We start from the raw sequence: 16,772 nt of genomic DNA on the forward strand, positions 1-16,772 counted from the left end.
AGCGAAGTCGGGTTGCCTCATTGGGCAGGGAAGTGGACTTACGCGTTTTATGTTCCGTGCATTTGGCGGCCAAGTGAGTGTTGTCGTGTGATTCGGCTCAGAAAATACGGTCAAGAATGCAGTTCTTTGCCAAATAAATCAGTCATTTGTGGTAAAATAGAACAAACAATTAAAGCAGACCCTCAACGCTCGGCGATTTTGGTTTGCGTTGGGTTTTGTGTTTATGGTGCAATGCGGAAAGTGAGCCAGTGCGTTTCGGGCTACTTAATTGAGCGTTAGTTTGCAAATCGCTGATGATGCTATGCTATGGTCTGGCGCTTTATGGACGACTCCGAGTGCCCGTTAACAAACAACGCCGCGGAGCGAGTTCTCCGTAATTACATACTGATGAGGAAGTGTTGTTACGTGACTCGCTCATATCGAGGCGACCAGTTCCGCGAACGAATGTTCTCGCTGATAGAAACAGCCAAACTTCAGCAGGTCTCTGCTTATAAATGGCTGCGTGAAATCGTCGAACATCATATTGGATTATCAAAGGGCAGCGTTCTTAGCTTAAACTGCCGTCAATAGCTCTCGGGTGAATAGTTACAAATGGAAAGGCTTCGAGAGGAACAGGGCGAGAAAATAAATAGCCTTGGAAATCCAAACAACCGTAGCTAGCGAGAGCCAATCTTTGCTCTTGTGTTTCGACGCCTTCAGCAATCACCGCTAAGTTCATGCTTTTCGCTAATGAGACAATCGTACGAGCAATATCCGCATCATGACTGTTGGTGAGTAAATCACGCACAAAAGATTTATCAATTTTGAGTTGATCTAAAGGTAATCGTTTTAAGTAGTTGAGTGACGAGTAACCCGTTCCGAAATCATCGAGAGAAAAACTCACCCCATATTTTTTTAGTTGCGACATTTTTGTGATGGTATCTTCAAGATCTTCATGAAGCATACTTTCTGTGAGTTCCAGCTTAAGTCGATGAGGGTTTGCTTCATAACGTTTCAACGCTTCTAGAACTTGCTGTACAAAACCAGTTTGATGGAATTGTTTGGCACTAATATTAATGGCGAGAACCAGCGAGTCGGTTAGTGGTGAGTTTTGCCATACAGCAAGCACTTGGCAAGCTTGATCTAATACCCATTCTCCTAAAGGAATAATTAATCCGGTCTCTTCAGCAATAGGGATAAACTCTATCGGTGAAATCGTTCCCTGTTTAGGGTGCTGCCAACGAATGAGGGCTTCAGCGCCCGTAAGTTTACCATCATGGGTGACTTGAGGCTGATAGTATAAAGTGAACTCATTACGAGTTAAGGCATGGCGAATATCATTGGCCATAGCAGCATGCTCTAATACCTTGGCTTGCATCTCTGGATTAAAGAATCGATGTGTATTGCGACCTGCTCCTTTAGCCTGATACATGGCCAAGTCGGCATGTTTGAGTAATTCATCAATCCCTTTGGTCTCACCGAGGAAAAGGGTAACACCGATACTTAATGTGCTAAAATGTTCGATATTATTAATATAATAAGGTGTAGATAATGTGTCGAGAATTTTTTTGCACAATGAATCAGCGCGTTGAGACCCAATGTCTAAATCCGAATCCAGTTGTTCAAGAATGATCACAAACTCATCACCGCCGATTCGTGCAACCGTATCCGTTCTGCGTACACAATCAAGCAACCGTTGACTGACTAAGGTTAAAAATTTATCACCAATATCATGGCCTCGAGTATCATTCAGGGTTTTAAAATCGTCTAAATCTAAATATAAAATCGCACCATATTGTTTACTTCTTTGGCTATTGAGTCGAGCAGATTCTAAACGCTCCATTAATAACTGACGGTTGGGCAATCCGGTTAATTGATCGTAAAAAGCTAATTGCTTTATTTTACTTTCGGCAGCATTGCGTTGGGTAATATCAATTAATGTGGTAACATAATTAATAATCTCATTATCGTTATCACTCATCACTGCGGTGATCATCGTCCATTGTAGATATTCTTCACCATTTTTTCGTTTGTTTAATATTTCACCTTGCCATGAACCTTGAGTTTTTAATTTTAATTCAAGGGTGTCATAAAACTCTTGATTATGACGACCCGATCGAATGACTTTGATGTGATGCCCTAATACATCTTTTGCTTGATAACCCGTAATGTCAGTAAATGCTTGGTTAACTCTAAGAATATATTTGTTCTCATCAGTCACGACCATACCTTCGGCTGACTCAAATACTGTGGCGGCAATTTTTAGATTCTCCACCATATGCTGCATCGCTTCCCCAACTTGATTGTATTCATAAATACCAGTAGGGAAAAATCGCACTCTTAGACCTTGTTGAATGCCTTGAATATAGTTAGTTAACTGACCTATCGCTCGACTATGACTTAGATGTAAAAGCCAGGCTGCAAGAATCAGTAGCAGTAAAAAAACACCGGATAACAAAAAGAACGTTTGCCAATAATGTTCAGAGACAGAAGTAAATCTCTGCTTGTCGATACCCATTTTTAAGTTTAAGGGATATACTTTATTGTTAACCTTCAGAGCTGCATTTAATAGATATAAATTTTCATAAGCCCGCATCTGTGATGAAGTTGTTTCTTCACTAGAACGTACTGGAAGGGTGATACTTGGACTGTATTGAATCAGTCTTGCCTGCTGATAATGAATAGAAAGAGCATCTAAATCGGCACGTTCAGCGAGAGTCTGAATAAAGCTTCGGTTTTGCCCAATCGCCAAACCAATAAACATATAACCTCGTAATTGAATACTCGCGGGGTCAAAAATTGGAGTAGCTTTCAGTAAAGCGCTTAAATTTGGACTATTCACTAATGTCCATTCACTTGTGTAATGTAGCGGAGAACGGAGTGAATTTAACATCGGCTCAATATTGTATAAAGGGAGTCCTGCATCCATTAAAACCTTGCCCGAGGAATCGGTTAAAAAGAAAATATCAAGGTTTGCTCCTAATGCTGAATCTTGAAACATATAGATCATATCTTCAGCAATGTTATTAAACTCAAAGTTATCACCAGTCAATGAAGTGAACACTTGATTCGATGCAGTCGTGTGTAAATAAACTGCTAATAAATCTAGACGATTTTCTATTAAATTTTGTACGGTTCTTTGTCGCTGTGCTAAAATATTTTCAATCTCTGAATGCAGACTTATTTCTGCGGTGCGTATTGAATAAAACATGGAAATAAGAAGAGTAAACAAGCTTAGAAAACCAAATAGAAAAGTAATTCGGGTAGTGAATTTGAGTTCCCACCTGTTTTTTTTTACTTTTTTTCCTATTTCTGAGCTTGAAGGCATTAATATGTCTCTCCGATAATTTTATTATTCTATAGTTCTGACTATTGCACTATTCATTGAGATTCTGAAATTAATGGTATGTACTCTTTTACTTGGGCGTTGAATAATTCAATTAATGCGGCTTCATTCATAAATATAACGGGCATTTTTATCGTCTCTTCTGTGACTTTTTTAAATCGTGCGTCTTGAGTCGCTGATTGAAGCGCTTTGGCTAAAATATCGACTTGATAGTCAGGGGTATTGGCTGGAACGGTAATTACACGGATCGCATGCATACTTACGTCGTAACCGAGTTCTCTTAAGTTAGGTACCTCTGGATAATGAACAAGCCTTTCATCCGCCAAACTGGCAAGGACCCGCATCCGTCCTGAGTCAGTATAAGCGCTATGTGTGCCGCCACTAAAAGCAAGGTCGGCATCCCCAGAAAGGATTAATGGAGCCATACCCGCTCCTCCGGTAGTTGGAATAATACGTAATGTAATGCCTTCACGCCGCATGATTCGATTGATCACGAATCGATCTTGAATGTTTTGCGACGCATAAACTAAGCCGGGATTAGCTTTGGCATAAGTAATAAACTCATTCCACGTAGCAAATGGAGTATTAGGACCGGTGACTAAAGCAATTTGGTCAAGAGTAATACCAGCCACGTATCGAAAGCTGGTTAACTGGTAAGAAGCCGGAGTTGCTAACGGTGCGAAGGTATAAGGTAGAGAAAGTCCAAATTGAAAAGTGTAGGCTTGATCGCGACTGTTTGCCAGCATGGCTGCCGCTGAAGCTCCTCCAGCACCAGGATGATAAAGGATATTAACGGGTTGGCCGAGTTTTTCGGAAAGAACTTTGGCGAGGACTTGCCCTTGAATATCCGTACTGCCACCTTGATTAAAACCAATCAACATAGTCAGTGGCTGGGTAGGAAAGTTAGATTGAGCAAACGTTGGTACTGTTACTATCAAAGTTAATAACCACAGTACTAGGTGAGCTAATTGTTTGGTCTGTCTCATTATCGTGCCACCTATTTTGTTGAAATATTCTAAGTTTAGGAGCGGTTTATGGTTCTGTCTACGGCAAGCGATCATGATAAATTATTAACGATGATGGTTTATTTGCCCATCTTGAGTATCGACGTGGTCGGTGATGATTTACTTTGTCAGGTCGTGGCGGCTGTGTTTTGTGTAACTGGCTCCAAGTCATGTTGAGTGTATTTGCCAATTGGCATATCGGCTTGGCAGTTGCCTCGGCAATGTAAGCGTTCACCAGCAGGACTCATTCCTCTAAATCACCATCATCTGGTGGGCCCATAGAGCGGGCTGAACGAAAAAAGCTCAACGCTCTAGTGGTCGGAATCCGAGAGTGGCTAAACAAGGTCACAAAGGGCATAAACGACAACTATCAGAACTAAAAGAATCCGATACGGTTGTTGATTGTTACCCCGAAAACACATGCCCTTGAGTGGGTCACGACTCTCACAGGCTTACTGCGCCAATACGTGAAAATTGCTCAAAAATAAGTAAAACGCCAGCACTATTCTTGTCGTTTTACTTTTTCGAACTCACTCTAACAACAAGAAAACATGTTCCTATAGACTTAGAGATCTTCAGCTTGTTTCTCAAGTTGTTTGCTTGTCTTTTGGCTTACAAACTCTTTGTATAGCGCTGCTTTATCCGTTGGATCAATGTCCGTACTTGCCGTTACAGCAGAGTTAAACAACTTTTCTGATTCAATCTTTGGCATGGCTACTAGCGCACAAATTTGTTCTACACCGCCAATTTCAACCAGTGATATTTGCTCAACTTGGCTCTTTTGAATTGAAGTGTTGGTAATTTGCTTAGCGATTTGCTCAAAAGACGCACTAGAGGTTTGACCGTCAACTGAGCTATCAATTTTTTGATAGTTCTTCTCTAACACACTGACTTTAATATCAAGGTTTTGAGCAAGCGTATTACGCGCTAGAGAGATAGCGTGGTTACGATCAACATAAAAGTTACCTGATGCCGTAACACAGCTTGACGCTGCAAAACCATTCGCTGAAGTTGGGTTTAGTACCCAACTAGGCACATGACGGTCTTTGTTAGCTTCCACTTTCGTCTTATCTTCAGAACCACTTTGACTCGCACAGCCAGATAAGATCACTGCACTGATTGCTGCGGTGAGAATGTGGTATTTCATATTCAATTCCTCTTAGATAATTGAGTTGGACTGCGCATGATAGGTTTTCATTCTATCGTTGACCTTTTTGAGATATTTGCGAGTCTCGTTATAAGGTAAGTTCTTGATAAGGTGCTCATATACCTCATCAGAGCTCATGGTATTGATTTTCTTAATAGCACTAGAAACGCGTCGCTCACCAAACGCTCGCATTCTTTGCTTGAGCACTGCTTTGCGATGAATAAGCTTTCCTCAAGTTCCCCTTGCTCAAACTGCCATTGAGCTAGCCAGTGCTTGATTTCACTGTCGGAAATCGCGGGAACATCGACATACTGTTGATAATAACTTTCAGCTTTGGCAACGTCTGATTGAGATAAGAGCAAGGTGACTAAACCTGTCGCATCCATCGCAACGCTAGGGTCTTTGATGATCAACGGTAATATCGGCTTGATGTTTTGGTATTGCTTTGTTGATTAATATGCAACAGCATAGTTCAGCGCTGTGGTTTGGAGATTGGTTTTGTAACCAGTATCATTCACATTAGCACTGCGCTTGGCTCTTACTCACTGAAGAAAACTGAATACTGGTCAGTTTGTAAGTTAGACTCGTAAATGGCCACGAATCTAAAGTTTCACGAATGAAACCACTTTCAAGCAACTTGTCTTCGTATTTTTTGCGAAGCTCTAAACCAAGCCCTTTACGACATAATGACTTCATTTGTTTCGTGGTCAGTTCATGCTGTCTTTTCACTTCAACTGACACTTCTGAATCACTGGTTTTAAGCTCATAATCCGTGCCGTTGAACGACCAAGATTGAGAGTCGGAAGCAAAAACTTGTAGACCTAAAAGGCCTACCAGAACAAGCAAATATCTGTGGGAGGGGGAGAGCTGTGAGATGTAGTGAGAAATAATGACTATGAAAGAAAATGTTAATACAAATCAGTTTTTTATAATTTTAATTAAGAGTTGATGAGACCTAGTGAATCGCGTATAAGAATTCTCAACAGGGATTGGCAACACGTGGCATTTTCACCATGCGTTGGTTTAAGTGATTAGGTTGGTGTGTGCGGAAGCATCGGTACTGCATTGCTGACTCCTTAACAGAGCGTTAGCTGATAAATCTACTATCAACTTGCTAGCGACATATTTATCTAGGTTATACGGTCACTTTGTATATTGTTTGCTAGATAATAATGAAATCGACTCGGCGTAAGAAGTACGATCAAAATGAACATGAACTAGTGACCCTGCTTTTTCGAAAATAACGTCATCAAAATCTGTCATGGCAATTTTATAGCCTTTACCTGCAAATAAACTTGTGACTTGGGTTCTTTGACGTACTTTTAGAGCTAATGTAAATAGTTCATCCATACAATTTTACTCCTGACTCCTGATAGTTGCGATTTATAAGTTTAGTTTAGTTAGAAGTTTTTGTATTCGCATGCATACTTGTTGCTTGGAGTGCTCTTTTCGGAGTGAGTTTGTTTTTCTGTGGATTTGGTTGGGTTTTAGCCTTTTTGTTTTTAGGTGGGATGTTAATAAACTGAAACAATGTGTTACAAATCACCATATAAGCGTTTAAGGAAGAATCCTCTCGCTTGGTATTTTGGGTTTGGGTTCAGTTCAGTGTTTACGGCGTCCCCATTGAGTGTTGTGCTAGCGTGGCTCACCACTTAATCGGGCGATGTTCTTACGGAGAAAGTCATGAGAAAAGTACTTCTGTTCATAGTGTTAGTATTGCTAGGTGGTTGTTTAGGTATGCCTCAAACAATACAACCAGTTAAGAGTTTTAAGCTTAATTATTATTTAGGTAAGTGGTACGAAATAGCTCGCTTAGATCACTCCTTTGAACGTGGCTTGAGTCAGGTCACTGCCGAATACAAATTGCGTAAAGATGGCGGCGTTTCGGTGCTTAACCGTGGTTATTCCGCTGCAACCCAAGAATGGAAAGAAGCGGAAGGTAAAGCATATTTCGTTAACAGCCCTGACGAAGGGTATTTGAAAGTGTCGTTTTTTGGACCATTTTATGGTTCATATGTGGTCTTTGAGCTAGAAAAAGAAAACTACGAATATGCTTTTGTATCAGGCCCGAACCATGATTACCTTTGGTTGTTATCGCGGTCACCGGGTGTAAGTGCGGATATCATCGAAAGGTTTGAAGAACTGGGTGAACAGAACGGTTTTGATATTGAGCAATTAATATACGTGGAACAAAAATAAACCATACAAGCGTTTAAGGCAGATTTCAAACTCGGTTTAGTTGCTTAAATCGATGGAACTAATTCAAGAATCTACGTTCTGAACTGACTACTCCCATTAACCGTAGTAGCGCCATGCCTAAACCTCAATATGTTGTTTAAGAATCAAGCAATAAAGTCCATAATTGGTAGGGTATAGGCTGTATGTCTGATAGAATTAACGTATTCCAGTAATCGCGTTGATAGCACTGGATTCACCTAAGACTAGGAACTATTTTGACCAATAACGATATTTTACGCCGTATACGCTATACCTTTGATTTAAAAGATAACGCAATGAGCGAAATCTTCCTTTTAGCTGACCTGAATGTGAAAGATACACAGCTCATTAGCTGGCTTAAAAAAGAAGACGATGAATCTTTTGTCGAACTTAGCGATACTGAATTGGCGATATTTCTCAATGGTTTTATCAATTTTAAACGTGGCAAACGCGAAGGTGAACAGCCTAAGCCTGAAGATAAGTTGAGCAATAACATCGTATTTCAAAAATTACGAATTGCGTTGAACATGAAAGCCGAAGATATTCTTGATGTGTTACAGCTTATCGATTTTCGTTTAAGCAAGCATGAACTCAGTGCGTTTTTCCGTAAACCTGACAATAAGCACTATCGAGAATGCAAAGATCAAGTGCTACGAAACTTTTTGTTAGGACTTCAGCGTCAATTACGTCCAAATGACGACGAATCAGAGTCTTAGCAGTCTCATAAGGCAAATGAAGCGCCTGGGATGTGATGATAACCCGCACGTTCCAGGGCAGTTTTCTCGCGTGATATCGGATGAACTCCAATGTACACGCTGTAAGTTTAGGTGTTTTGGTCCAAAAGTCGCATGACTCGTAGCAGTTTAAGATAGCAGTATTCGATTTAAGATATCACAGCCCATTAGTAAAAAATTAATTATCCATGAATATACCAATTAAAGACACTTATCCCTCTGGCGTCTCGTGCTCAAACTGCAAAGCGTGCTGTTGTCGTCTTGAAGTTATGATTATTTCAGACACGGGCGTACCTGAAGAGTTTATCTTACGTGACCAATATGGTGGCGAGACAATGAGACGGTTAAATGATGGTTGGTGCGCGGCTTTAGATAGAGAAACACTGATGTGTTCTATTTACGAAAATAGGCCTTGGATATGTCGTGAATTTGAAATGGGATCTTATGAATGCATCGATGAAAGAGTGAAGTTTTTATAAACATAACGCCAGATCTGATTGCTAAAACACAGATGTTTGGATCAATATTGATAGTCTAAAAACTTAGTTGGCTCCAAGTGGCAGAAAGTCGGTTCTAGTCTTTCTCAAATCCCCCCCAACCGTCTTATGCCATTGGTTCGATGTTTAAGCGGCGATTCTCTACTTGAGTTGACGTCCACCATGTTGTGCATTGTTTAATCTCTCTTGTAAGCAGTGCTTATTTGCAGCATCAACATCACTAATTAACAATAGTTCCATACTAGAGTTGGATTTTTCCCAGTTAACGGCCACAATAAATTACAGATTAAATAATAAAGTTTAATTTGGCTCTACTGATACATAGTTATTGTCTCTGGCACATATTAAAATTGCATAAGGAATGATGAGTAATGCGAAACTTAGGATTTAAGACGCTACTGCTTATTTCAATTATCGCTTTGGTTGTGGTTTCAGTCTCTACATCGAGTTACGTCGCTTACGTTAAGCAGCGTGATACTCTAGTTGACTTGATTACCAACAGCAACCAAAATTACGTTAACGCGGAAGCTGGGCAAATCGCGGCTCGCTTACATGAGAAAGTGTCGGGGATTGAAAAACTCGGTCAGCGTTTTCAAAACGATCCTATTGTTGGTGAGCCACAAGACTTTATCGCTATGACGCACACAATAGCAGCAGCGATAAATTTGAACAGTGCAGTGGTGGCGTTTACTAATGGTGATGCCTACTGGAATCAAACCGGTGCAACTTGGCCCAATCACATATTTGATGGTGATGTGACGACTCGTGGTTGGTATCAGGCAGGGCGTCAGGCCACATCCACTAGTGTCACAGAGCCGTATCCAGATTCTGATGACACAAGCGTTTACTGGGTGTCGATTGTACGCAAAACATTTAGTGGTATGATTTCAGCTGATATGCAGCTAGGTTTTTTAAATGATATCGTCAAATCCGCTAATCAAGTTACTGGTAAAACAGCGCTTATTTTGAACCACGACGGTACGATATTGGCTTCCTCGATGCGAGATATAAAAGCGGGAGAGAAAGCTGAGCGTTATTCTTGGCTTAATAGCGCAGCTAGACAAGTTTTAGGTAATGAGAAGAGTCAGTTTGAATTGAATGTCGCAGACAGAGAAAAATTGTTTTTCGCACATCAAATTAAAGTGGCCGATAGAAGTTGGTACTTGTTGGTTGGCTTAGATAAAGAAACTGTATTTGCTGATCTTTTCGCAGCCAAGCGCAATGCAGTGATTACGGCTCTGATTGCTACCTTTGTTAGTATCGTAATAGCGTTAATCATACTCCGTGTCCTCTATCGCCCAATTTTGGTACTGAAAGAGACGATTGTTGGCTTGAGCCAAGGCAATGGCGATCTCACCCAAAGAATTGAAGTGAAAACCAACGATGATCTCGGGCAGATTTCGCAAGGGGTTAACGCCTTTATTGAAAGCTTGCAGTCTATGATGTTAGAAATTCGTCAGGTCACGGACCATCTCAATGAGAACGTCGACCGAATGAAGGACCAAAGCCAACGCAATAGCATCATATTACAAAACCACGTCCAAGAGACAGAGCAAGTGGTCACGGCTATTGAAGAGATGAATTCAACGGCAGACTCAATGGCAACTGACGCGGCTAACACGGCAGAATTGACCAATAAAGCGAGTGAGGCCAGCAGCGAGTCAAAACGAACAGTTATTCAAGCCCAAACCAATGTGCAAGAACTGGTCGATGATGTTAGTGCTGCCTCTGAAAATGTCAATAAGATGGCGTCAGAAACGGATGATATCAACACTATCTTAGGCGTTATCGGTGATATTGCCGAGCAAACCAACTTGCTTGCGCTCAATGCTGCTATCGAAGCTGCGCGTGCAGGTGAACAGGGGCGAGGTTTTGCGGTAGTTGCAGATGAAGTTCGGAATTTGGCCAGCCGTACTAAGACTAGCACTGAAGAGATAGAAACGGCGCTAGCGAGTTTGCAACGTGGCAGTCAGTCAGTTGTGAGTTCGATGGAAACGACCAAGCAGAAATGCGCTCAAACCGCTGAAGGTGCTGTCGAAGTGGCCGGTAGTCTTGATGTGATGGCCCAATTTGTCACCGATATTAATGACCTCAGTACTCAAATTGCCACAGCCGCAGAAGAGCAAAGTAGTGTTACCCAAGAGCTTAGTCGCAACATGTCGGCCATTAACGATATCGTTGGTGAGCTAGACAGCAATGGTCAGCAAGCGCTAGAAGAGGCGCAAACCATTTCAACGATGAACCAAACACTCACTGATATTGTAAGGCGTTTTAAGCTTAGTTAAACCAAAATCTATATGGTAATCAAAGGCGCCTTGAGCGCCTTTTTGACGTTGTAGCTATGTGACTCTGAAGTAGAGAAAAGTGCTAATCATTAATAACCCAATCCAATACTATCAAAATATTTCGCTCAAATAGTGCTGAATGCGATGGGTTATTTGGCTTCGCAGTCTCTTCCCCTATTGTGCTTTCCTTATGCAAAATTACTCACTTACTGTTAATCTAAAAGCTCAAGTTAACTTAACTTAAGGAAAAGGGTGTTTAACACCGAGGGACAAATATGGATTTGAGTGTTGGTGCGGTGGCAAAGCGCGCTGGAGTCAAAGTATCTGCGCTGCATTTTTATGAGCAAAAAGGGTTAATTCATAGTTGGCGTAATCAAGGTAATCAGCGTCGTTATGATCGCAGTGTATTACGCCGAATAGCTGTGATTAAAGCTGCGCAAGAGGTTGGATTAACGTTAGAAGAGATCGTGAAGTCGTTAGCACATTTGCCCAAACATAAGGCCCCGAGTCGACGAGAATGGGAACAGATGGCTTCAGGTTGGAAACAGATGTTAGAACACAGAATTTTGCAACTGCAAGCCTTACAACAAGATCTCGGTGGCTGTATTGGTTGCGGTTGCTTATCAATGGAGTCATGCGCTATCTATAACCCAAAAGATATTCGTGCTGAAACTTTCCAAGGAAAAACCATGCTTACTCATCCGGAAGAGTGGTTACAAGGACAAAGCAAACCCGAGCAATAGTGGCAAGGTTAGGATGCTAAAAAAATTACCAAACAGAACCATCGAAGCGACTTTCGCCGGTTCAATATTAAAGCGTTCTGCGAACAGGTAGTTCATGACCGCGGGTGGCAGCATAGTAAACAGAACCATCATTTGCAATTGCAAGGTTGGCAGCGGAATAAACCAATAGATGACCGCAAACGCAATGGCGCCAGTTAATAACGATTGCAAGGTGCAGAGTAAACCGACTTTCAAGCCACTTAGACGCAGATGACACATTTGAGCGCCGAGTGAGAGTAACATGACGGGGACCGCCGCTTGCCCGAGTAGCGCGGTGGCTTCGTAGAGCGGCGCCCACACGGAAAATCCGCCAAGGTTAATGACTAACGCGGCAATGGCGGCAAGGAAAATCGGCATTTTGATGATCTTCTTAAATGGGTTACCTTCACTTAATAATGCAAGGCCTATGCTAATATGAATACAGGCCGACACAACAAACAGCAGTACTGCCGAAGCCAGTGCACTGTCACCAAACGTATAAGTAAAAAGGGGAATGGCAAGGTTACCGCTGTTGCGAAACATGTGGGGTGGCGCCCAAGCTTTAAAGCTCAGTCCAGAAAGCTTACACAGCGGGATCATGATTAACCCAGGAAGTAGTACCGCGACAAAAGAGGCCGAGAGCAGAGGCGCTTGTTCTGTATCAAGTGGCATCAACACAAGCGATGAGAACACCAATGCAGGGGTAAAGGTGTCCATGTTAATACGGTTTATGGGTTGAAAATCAGGTTTGAGCCACTTTCCCACACAAAAGCCAACGGTCACTAATGCAAAGACTGGAAACAGTATCCCGACCACTTGTTCTAACATGCCTCACCCTGATGTAATTGTTATTGTTAACAATCAAATTACCTGATTTTTGTGCATTAAAACAGCGTCATAGTGACCAATGATCGACGTCTTATCACGATTTTAACAAACCTAGTTACTGTAATTAACACCAAGGGTATTTAAAGGCCCTCTAACAAAGATACTTACTTCTTGGTCTTCGAAGTCGGTGATCGATTGTGCGCAAGTCAGCGTAACAGGTTTTGAATCAACGCTAAGCCTAACAGGGCTTGGCCTGAAAAAACAAAGGAAGGAATCATGTTTAAATACACAATGTCGCTAGTTACCGCTCTATTTGCACTTTTCGCTTTTGTTCTACCAGTGCAAGCTCATAACCATGGAATGAAAGCCGATATCGTTGATGTCGCTGTAGAGAATGGTTCTTTCAACACACTCGTTGCAGCCGTCAAGGCGGCAGGTTTAGTCGATACCTTGAAGGGCGATGGTCCTTTTACCGTGTTTGCTCCAACTGACGATGCGTTCGCCAAATTGCCCGAAGGCACAGTTGAATCACTACTGATGCCTGAAAATAAAGAAAAGTTAATTGCTGTGTTGACGTATCACGTGGTGGCTGGAAAAGTTATGGCAGCGGATGTCGTCAAGTTAGACAAAGCGACTACCGTGCAAGGTCAGGCTATCACAGTCAAAGTAGTGGATGGCAAGGTGGTGGTTGATAATGCCAATGTTGTAGCGACAGATGTTAAGGCGAGCAATGGTGTGATTCATGTGATTGATAACGTGATGCTGCCTAAATAATTCGAACAACATTATGGTTAATCTTGGGCAAAGCAAGGCGCTTTGCCCTTGTTTTATTTATAGGGAAAAGCTATGCAACAACGCAAATTGACCAGTGAACAGCTTGCACAAATGGAGAGCCGCTACCGCGCGAGGCTTATTAACAGTTTAAGCGGTTTCAAAAGTGCCAACTTGGTCGGCACTATTGACGCGCAAGGACAAACAAATCTTTCGATAGTCAGCTCTGTCATTCATATTGGGTCAAACCCTCCCCTGTTAGGGTTTATCAGCCGTCCCAATTCTGTTGAGCGTCACACCTTAGAGAATATTCTCCAGACTGGCGTATTTACCCTCAATTCGGTTGCTGCTGACTTTGCACCTTTGGCGCACCAAACTTCAGCACGTTACGCTAAGCAACAAAGTGAATTTGATGCTGTTGGCTTAACCCCACAGTTCGAAACCGGTTTCGATGCCCCGTTTGTGTTGGAGAGCGAGCTTAAAATGGCGTTAACTCTCAAAGAGCATCATACGATTAAGGTGAACAAGACTGAAATGGTGGTTGGCCAAGTTGAACAGATACATCTTCCTTTGGACGCATTAAAAGCGGATGGATATCTCGATGTTGAAGCGATGGATTTAGTCACCCTAAGTGGACTTGATAGTTATCATACGACTCAGCGCTTATTTCGCCTCGAGTATGCAAAGCCTGATAAAAAGCTGTCGCCGCTAACGGTTAACGGCGCAAAGAGTCAATGGCCGAGAGACCACAATAAGTTCTCTTAAGGTAATCATTGTGCCTGCTAGTTAGATCGATATTTGTGTAACAGATCGATTGGGATATGACAATAATCATTAGGAAAACGTGTTAATCTGTCTTGGTGTTCATCATCACTTTTAACGTAGTTGGTGAGCGCTAGCACTTCAACGGTAATCTTGTCGGCGTCTGGTCGGTCGAGAATATGCGCTTTAGCTTTGGCAATATGATGCTGGTTATGACTATAGATACCTGTTCGGTACTTTTCACCAATATCTTGTCCTTGCTGATTGACGCTGTAAGGGTCGATGATTTCAAACAAATGGTCGATGAGCTGCTCGAGTGAAATGACGTCACTATTGAATATTGTTTTGACGCATTCCGCATAGCCATCGTACTCTGCTTGAGTCGAGTTACTGGTGCCATTGGCTCTTCCCGCTTCGGTATTGACAATCCCTGGTAGGTGTTTGAAAAACTCTTGTACGCCCCACAAACATCCACCCGCAAAATAGACCTCTTGTTGCATTTTAGTCTTCCCTATTATTCAATCACGGAACGCTTGGTATATTGCCTCTGTTTAAGGGGCTAGTCCACCCGGGCCAAAGGGCGTTGATTATACTGTTTTTGAGTTGGCATTTTGCTCTCAAGCGAGGATTACTGCGTAACAGAGTACTGATGGGCAAAAAATAAGCGAATAAAAGTATGGTAAGGTGTCTGATTGAGATTAAAAATTGGACTAATAGTTTTTCACCATACTTAGAGATTTAGTATGCCGAATAAAGTAAAAAAGCAGCACTTACCTAAGAAAATTTGTGCTGCTTGTCAGCGGCCCTTTAGTTGGCGTAAAAAGTGGCAGCGCTGTTGGGATGAGGTACGTTATTGTTCAAAACGCTGTCGGTCAGTTGGTGCTCAGCCTTTAGATACTATCAGCTAGCCCAGATTACCAAGGTAATTCCTCACCGCTGTAGCTATAAAATCGGCCACTATGCTCTGGCGTACTGCGCTCTATAATGGCAATGAGATCACGCGCGACATCGCCTGGAGTGAAAAGTTTGCCCGTTGGTACATTGGCTTGAAATGGTTTTGACAGCGCAGTGTCTGTTGTTCCGGGGTGGAGGGCAATAATGGTTGCCTTTCGGCAGGTGCGTTGCCATTCAATGGACACTGTTTTTACAATCATATTGAGCGCCGCTTTTGAGGCGCGATAGCTATACCATCCGCCTAATCGATTGTCCTTAATACTACCTACTTTGGCTGAAAGTATTGCCATCTTACCCGCCTCACTGCGTTTCAGTATTGGAGTAAAGTACTTGCTCAGTAACAACGTTGGTAGTGTATTACGCCGGATGTTTTCACTAAAGAAGTCGCTCGATACACTCGCTAAACTTTTCTCTGGGCCTTGATGCTTGTTATGCAAAAATCCAACACAGTTTATTATCCAGTCAATGTGAGTGAACTGTTCGCTTAACTTATGTACTTGGCTTTCGTCGCTGACATCGACCTGATGCCAAGTCACCTCATCAGGTTGCGACTGAGGTCGGGTTTGTCGATAGGTCGCGTGTAACTCAGCGCTAGGGTAACGTTGCTGGCAAAGCAGTAAAATGGCATTGCCTATACCGCCATGCCCACCAATGATTAATATTTTCATTTTTATGTCTCAATCTGATGTAAGAACCTGTCGTTCAAATGAACTTGGATTGTGGTTAGTTACGAAAAAAAGGCCTAGACGACTCAATATAGACCAAGATGTGTGATCAATAGCAAGATTCTCAATGTTTATCGGGCCCAATCGGCTATCAAATTTAGCTTAAGGCAATAGTGGTCTAGATTTATATGAGCTAGGTTTCTTAGGTTTGGGCGTGGTCAGATGCAGGTGTGGTCAAAGAGAAACGGATTGATGTGGAGTGTTATTGTTGTGCTGGCGACATCGGCACTCTACTTCTATCAACGGAAAATGCCGATGACCATTGCATCGGATCAAGTCAAGGTTGGAGTCTCATTGACGCCGCTCTCTTCACCGTTTTTTGTCGCCGAGCAACTGGGCCTGTTTAAGCAATTCGGACTCAATGTAGCATTGTTGCCTTGCTCAAGCGGGGTAAGTTGCGCTGATTCTATGCTTAATAGCAATGTTGATTATGCGACCGCTTCGGAATCAGTGGTGATGTTTAAGAGCTTCAAGCGGGATGATATCTTACTTCTGGCGAGTTTCGTTGAGTCGGATAATGACCTCAAATTACTCAGCTTAGGTCCGTCAAAAATTCAATCCGTTGCTCAATTAAAAGATAAACGAGTGGGTATTGTTAAAGGGTCGGCGAGTGAGTTCTATTTTGACTCTGTGCTGATTGGTAGTGACTTACGCGAACTAACAGTTGAGAAAGTCTATCTGTCTGACAAAGAGCTTGTTCCGGCATTATACCAATTTAATTAAATTTCTGATCTAATGGTACCTCTATTCGGAGGTACTATA

The 16,772-nt window shown here is 42.2% G+C and carries 20 protein-coding genes; 11 read left to right on the forward strand and 9 right to left on the reverse strand.

The window, feature by feature from the left end; all coding sequences use genetic code 11:
• The first annotated feature begins 321 nt into the window (after positions 1-321).
• Positions 322-570, forward strand: coding sequence for a hypothetical protein (locus CDZ87_RS17600; RefSeq protein WP_422641438.1), 249 nt, complete (start codon positions 322-324; stop codon positions 568-570).
• On the opposite strand, the gene CDZ87_RS16030 is transcribed toward CDZ87_RS17600, so the two are convergent.
• Together CDZ87_RS16030 and CDZ87_RS16035 are read right to left on the reverse strand one after the other, a co-directional pair.
• The gene (locus CDZ87_RS16030; RefSeq protein ID WP_100754422.1) at positions 548-3,307 is read right to left on the reverse strand and encodes an EAL domain-containing protein; all 2,760 of its coding nucleotides are present in this window, start codon (positions 3,305-3,307) and stop codon (positions 548-550) included. The two genes, CDZ87_RS17600 and CDZ87_RS16030, sit on opposite strands and share 23 nt — an antisense overlap.
• Before the next feature lie 53 nt (positions 3,308-3,360).
• Positions 3,361-4,311 (reverse strand): tripartite tricarboxylate transporter substrate binding protein, encoded by a 951-nt coding sequence (locus CDZ87_RS16035; protein WP_100754423.1) that lies wholly within the window; start codon positions 4,309-4,311, stop codon positions 3,361-3,363.
• Positions 4,312-4,607: 296 nt separating this feature from the next.
• On the opposite strand from CDZ87_RS16035, the gene CDZ87_RS17605 reads away from it, so the two are divergent.
• Positions 4,608-4,709, forward strand: coding sequence for a hypothetical protein (locus tag CDZ87_RS17605; RefSeq protein ID WP_422641440.1), 102 nt, complete (start codon positions 4,608-4,610; stop codon positions 4,707-4,709).
• Positions 4,710-4,894: 185 nt separating this feature from the next.
• Here CDZ87_RS17605 and CDZ87_RS16045 read toward each other — a convergent pair whose 3' ends face one another.
• The 4 genes from CDZ87_RS16045 to CDZ87_RS16060 form a co-directional block, all read right to left on the reverse strand.
• Positions 4,895-5,476 (reverse strand): hypothetical protein, encoded by a 582-nt coding sequence (locus CDZ87_RS16045; RefSeq protein WP_100754424.1) that lies wholly within the window; start codon positions 5,474-5,476, stop codon positions 4,895-4,897.
• A 134-nt stretch (positions 5,477-5,610) separates the two neighbouring features.
• Positions 5,611-5,889, reverse strand: a complete 279-nt coding sequence (locus CDZ87_RS17390) for a hypothetical protein (RefSeq protein ID WP_245834745.1) — start codon at positions 5,887-5,889, stop codon at positions 5,611-5,613.
• Between the two features lie 106 nt (positions 5,890-5,995).
• Entirely contained in the window at positions 5,996-6,322 is a 327-nt protein-coding gene (locus CDZ87_RS17395; protein WP_245834742.1) for a hypothetical protein, read from the reverse strand.
• Between the two features lie 297 nt (positions 6,323-6,619).
• Entirely contained in the window at positions 6,620-6,826 is a 207-nt protein-coding gene (locus CDZ87_RS16060) for a hypothetical protein (RefSeq protein WP_100754425.1), read from the reverse strand.
• 333 nt (positions 6,827-7,159) lie between these two features.
• Here CDZ87_RS16060 and CDZ87_RS16070 point away from each other — a divergent pair, with 333 nt between their 5' ends.
• From CDZ87_RS16070 to soxR, 5 genes are all read left to right on the forward strand, one after another.
• A complete protein-coding gene (locus tag CDZ87_RS16070) occupies positions 7,160-7,675 on the forward strand; it encodes a lipocalin family protein (protein ID WP_100754427.1) in 516 nt (171 codons plus the stop codon).
• A gap of 254 nt (positions 7,676-7,929) precedes the next feature.
• Complete coding sequence (locus tag CDZ87_RS16075; protein ID WP_100754428.1) at positions 7,930-8,409, forward strand: YehS family protein; 480 nt, start codon at positions 7,930-7,932, stop codon at positions 8,407-8,409.
• Between the two features lie 206 nt (positions 8,410-8,615).
• Positions 8,616-8,906 carry a YkgJ family cysteine cluster protein gene (locus CDZ87_RS16080; RefSeq protein WP_100754429.1) on the forward strand — a complete coding sequence of 97 codons (291 nt, stop codon included), beginning with the start codon at positions 8,616-8,618 and terminating at the stop codon, positions 8,904-8,906.
• A gap of 389 nt (positions 8,907-9,295) precedes the next feature.
• Positions 9,296-11,209, forward strand: a complete 1,914-nt coding sequence (locus CDZ87_RS16085; RefSeq protein ID WP_100754430.1) for a methyl-accepting chemotaxis protein — start codon at positions 9,296-9,298, stop codon at positions 11,207-11,209.
• A 275-nt stretch (positions 11,210-11,484) separates the two neighbouring features.
• Positions 11,485-11,952: a redox-sensitive transcriptional activator SoxR gene (soxR, locus tag CDZ87_RS16090; protein WP_100754431.1), complete on the forward strand. Its 468-nt coding sequence runs from the start codon at positions 11,485-11,487 to the stop codon at positions 11,950-11,952.
• On the opposite strand, the gene CDZ87_RS16095 is transcribed toward soxR, so the two are convergent.
• Positions 11,923-12,798 (reverse strand): AEC family transporter, encoded by an 876-nt coding sequence (locus tag CDZ87_RS16095; protein ID WP_100754432.1) that lies wholly within the window; start codon positions 12,796-12,798, stop codon positions 11,923-11,925. The two genes, soxR and CDZ87_RS16095, sit on opposite strands and share 30 nt — an antisense overlap.
• Before the next feature lie 291 nt (positions 12,799-13,089).
• Here CDZ87_RS16095 and CDZ87_RS16100 point away from each other — a divergent pair, with 291 nt between their 5' ends.
• The gene (locus tag CDZ87_RS16100; protein WP_245834743.1) at positions 13,090-13,572 is read left to right on the forward strand and encodes a fasciclin domain-containing protein; all 483 of its coding nucleotides are present in this window, start codon (positions 13,090-13,092) and stop codon (positions 13,570-13,572) included.
• A 72-nt stretch (positions 13,573-13,644) separates the two neighbouring features.
• Complete coding sequence (locus CDZ87_RS16105) at positions 13,645-14,334, forward strand: flavin reductase family protein (RefSeq protein WP_100754434.1); 690 nt, start codon at positions 13,645-13,647, stop codon at positions 14,332-14,334.
• 17 nt (positions 14,335-14,351) lie between these two features.
• On the opposite strand, the gene CDZ87_RS16110 is transcribed toward CDZ87_RS16105, so the two are convergent.
• Positions 14,352-14,831: a peptide-methionine (S)-S-oxide reductase gene (locus CDZ87_RS16110; RefSeq protein WP_100754435.1), complete on the reverse strand. Its 480-nt coding sequence runs from the start codon at positions 14,829-14,831 to the stop codon at positions 14,352-14,354.
• A 243-nt stretch (positions 14,832-15,074) separates the two neighbouring features.
• On the opposite strand from CDZ87_RS16110, the gene CDZ87_RS16115 reads away from it, so the two are divergent.
• The gene (locus CDZ87_RS16115) at positions 15,075-15,239 is read left to right on the forward strand and encodes a DUF2256 domain-containing protein (protein ID WP_100754436.1); all 165 of its coding nucleotides are present in this window, start codon (positions 15,075-15,077) and stop codon (positions 15,237-15,239) included.
• 6 nt (positions 15,240-15,245) lie between these two features.
• Here CDZ87_RS16115 and CDZ87_RS16120 read toward each other — a convergent pair whose 3' ends face one another.
• Entirely contained in the window at positions 15,246-15,953 is a 708-nt protein-coding gene (locus tag CDZ87_RS16120) for an SDR family oxidoreductase (RefSeq protein WP_100754437.1), read from the reverse strand.
• 249 nt (positions 15,954-16,202) lie between these two features.
• On the opposite strand from CDZ87_RS16120, the gene CDZ87_RS16125 reads away from it, so the two are divergent.
• Positions 16,203-16,733 carry an ABC transporter substrate-binding protein gene (locus tag CDZ87_RS16125; RefSeq protein ID WP_422641439.1) on the forward strand — a complete coding sequence of 177 codons (531 nt, stop codon included), beginning with the start codon at positions 16,203-16,205 and terminating at the stop codon, positions 16,731-16,733.
• Positions 16,734-16,772 lie beyond the last annotated feature (39 nt).

The sequence above is a fragment of the Vibrio salilacus genome, assembly GCF_002811245.1.
GTDB lineage: Bacteria > Pseudomonadota > Gammaproteobacteria > Enterobacterales > Vibrionaceae > Vibrio > Vibrio salilacus.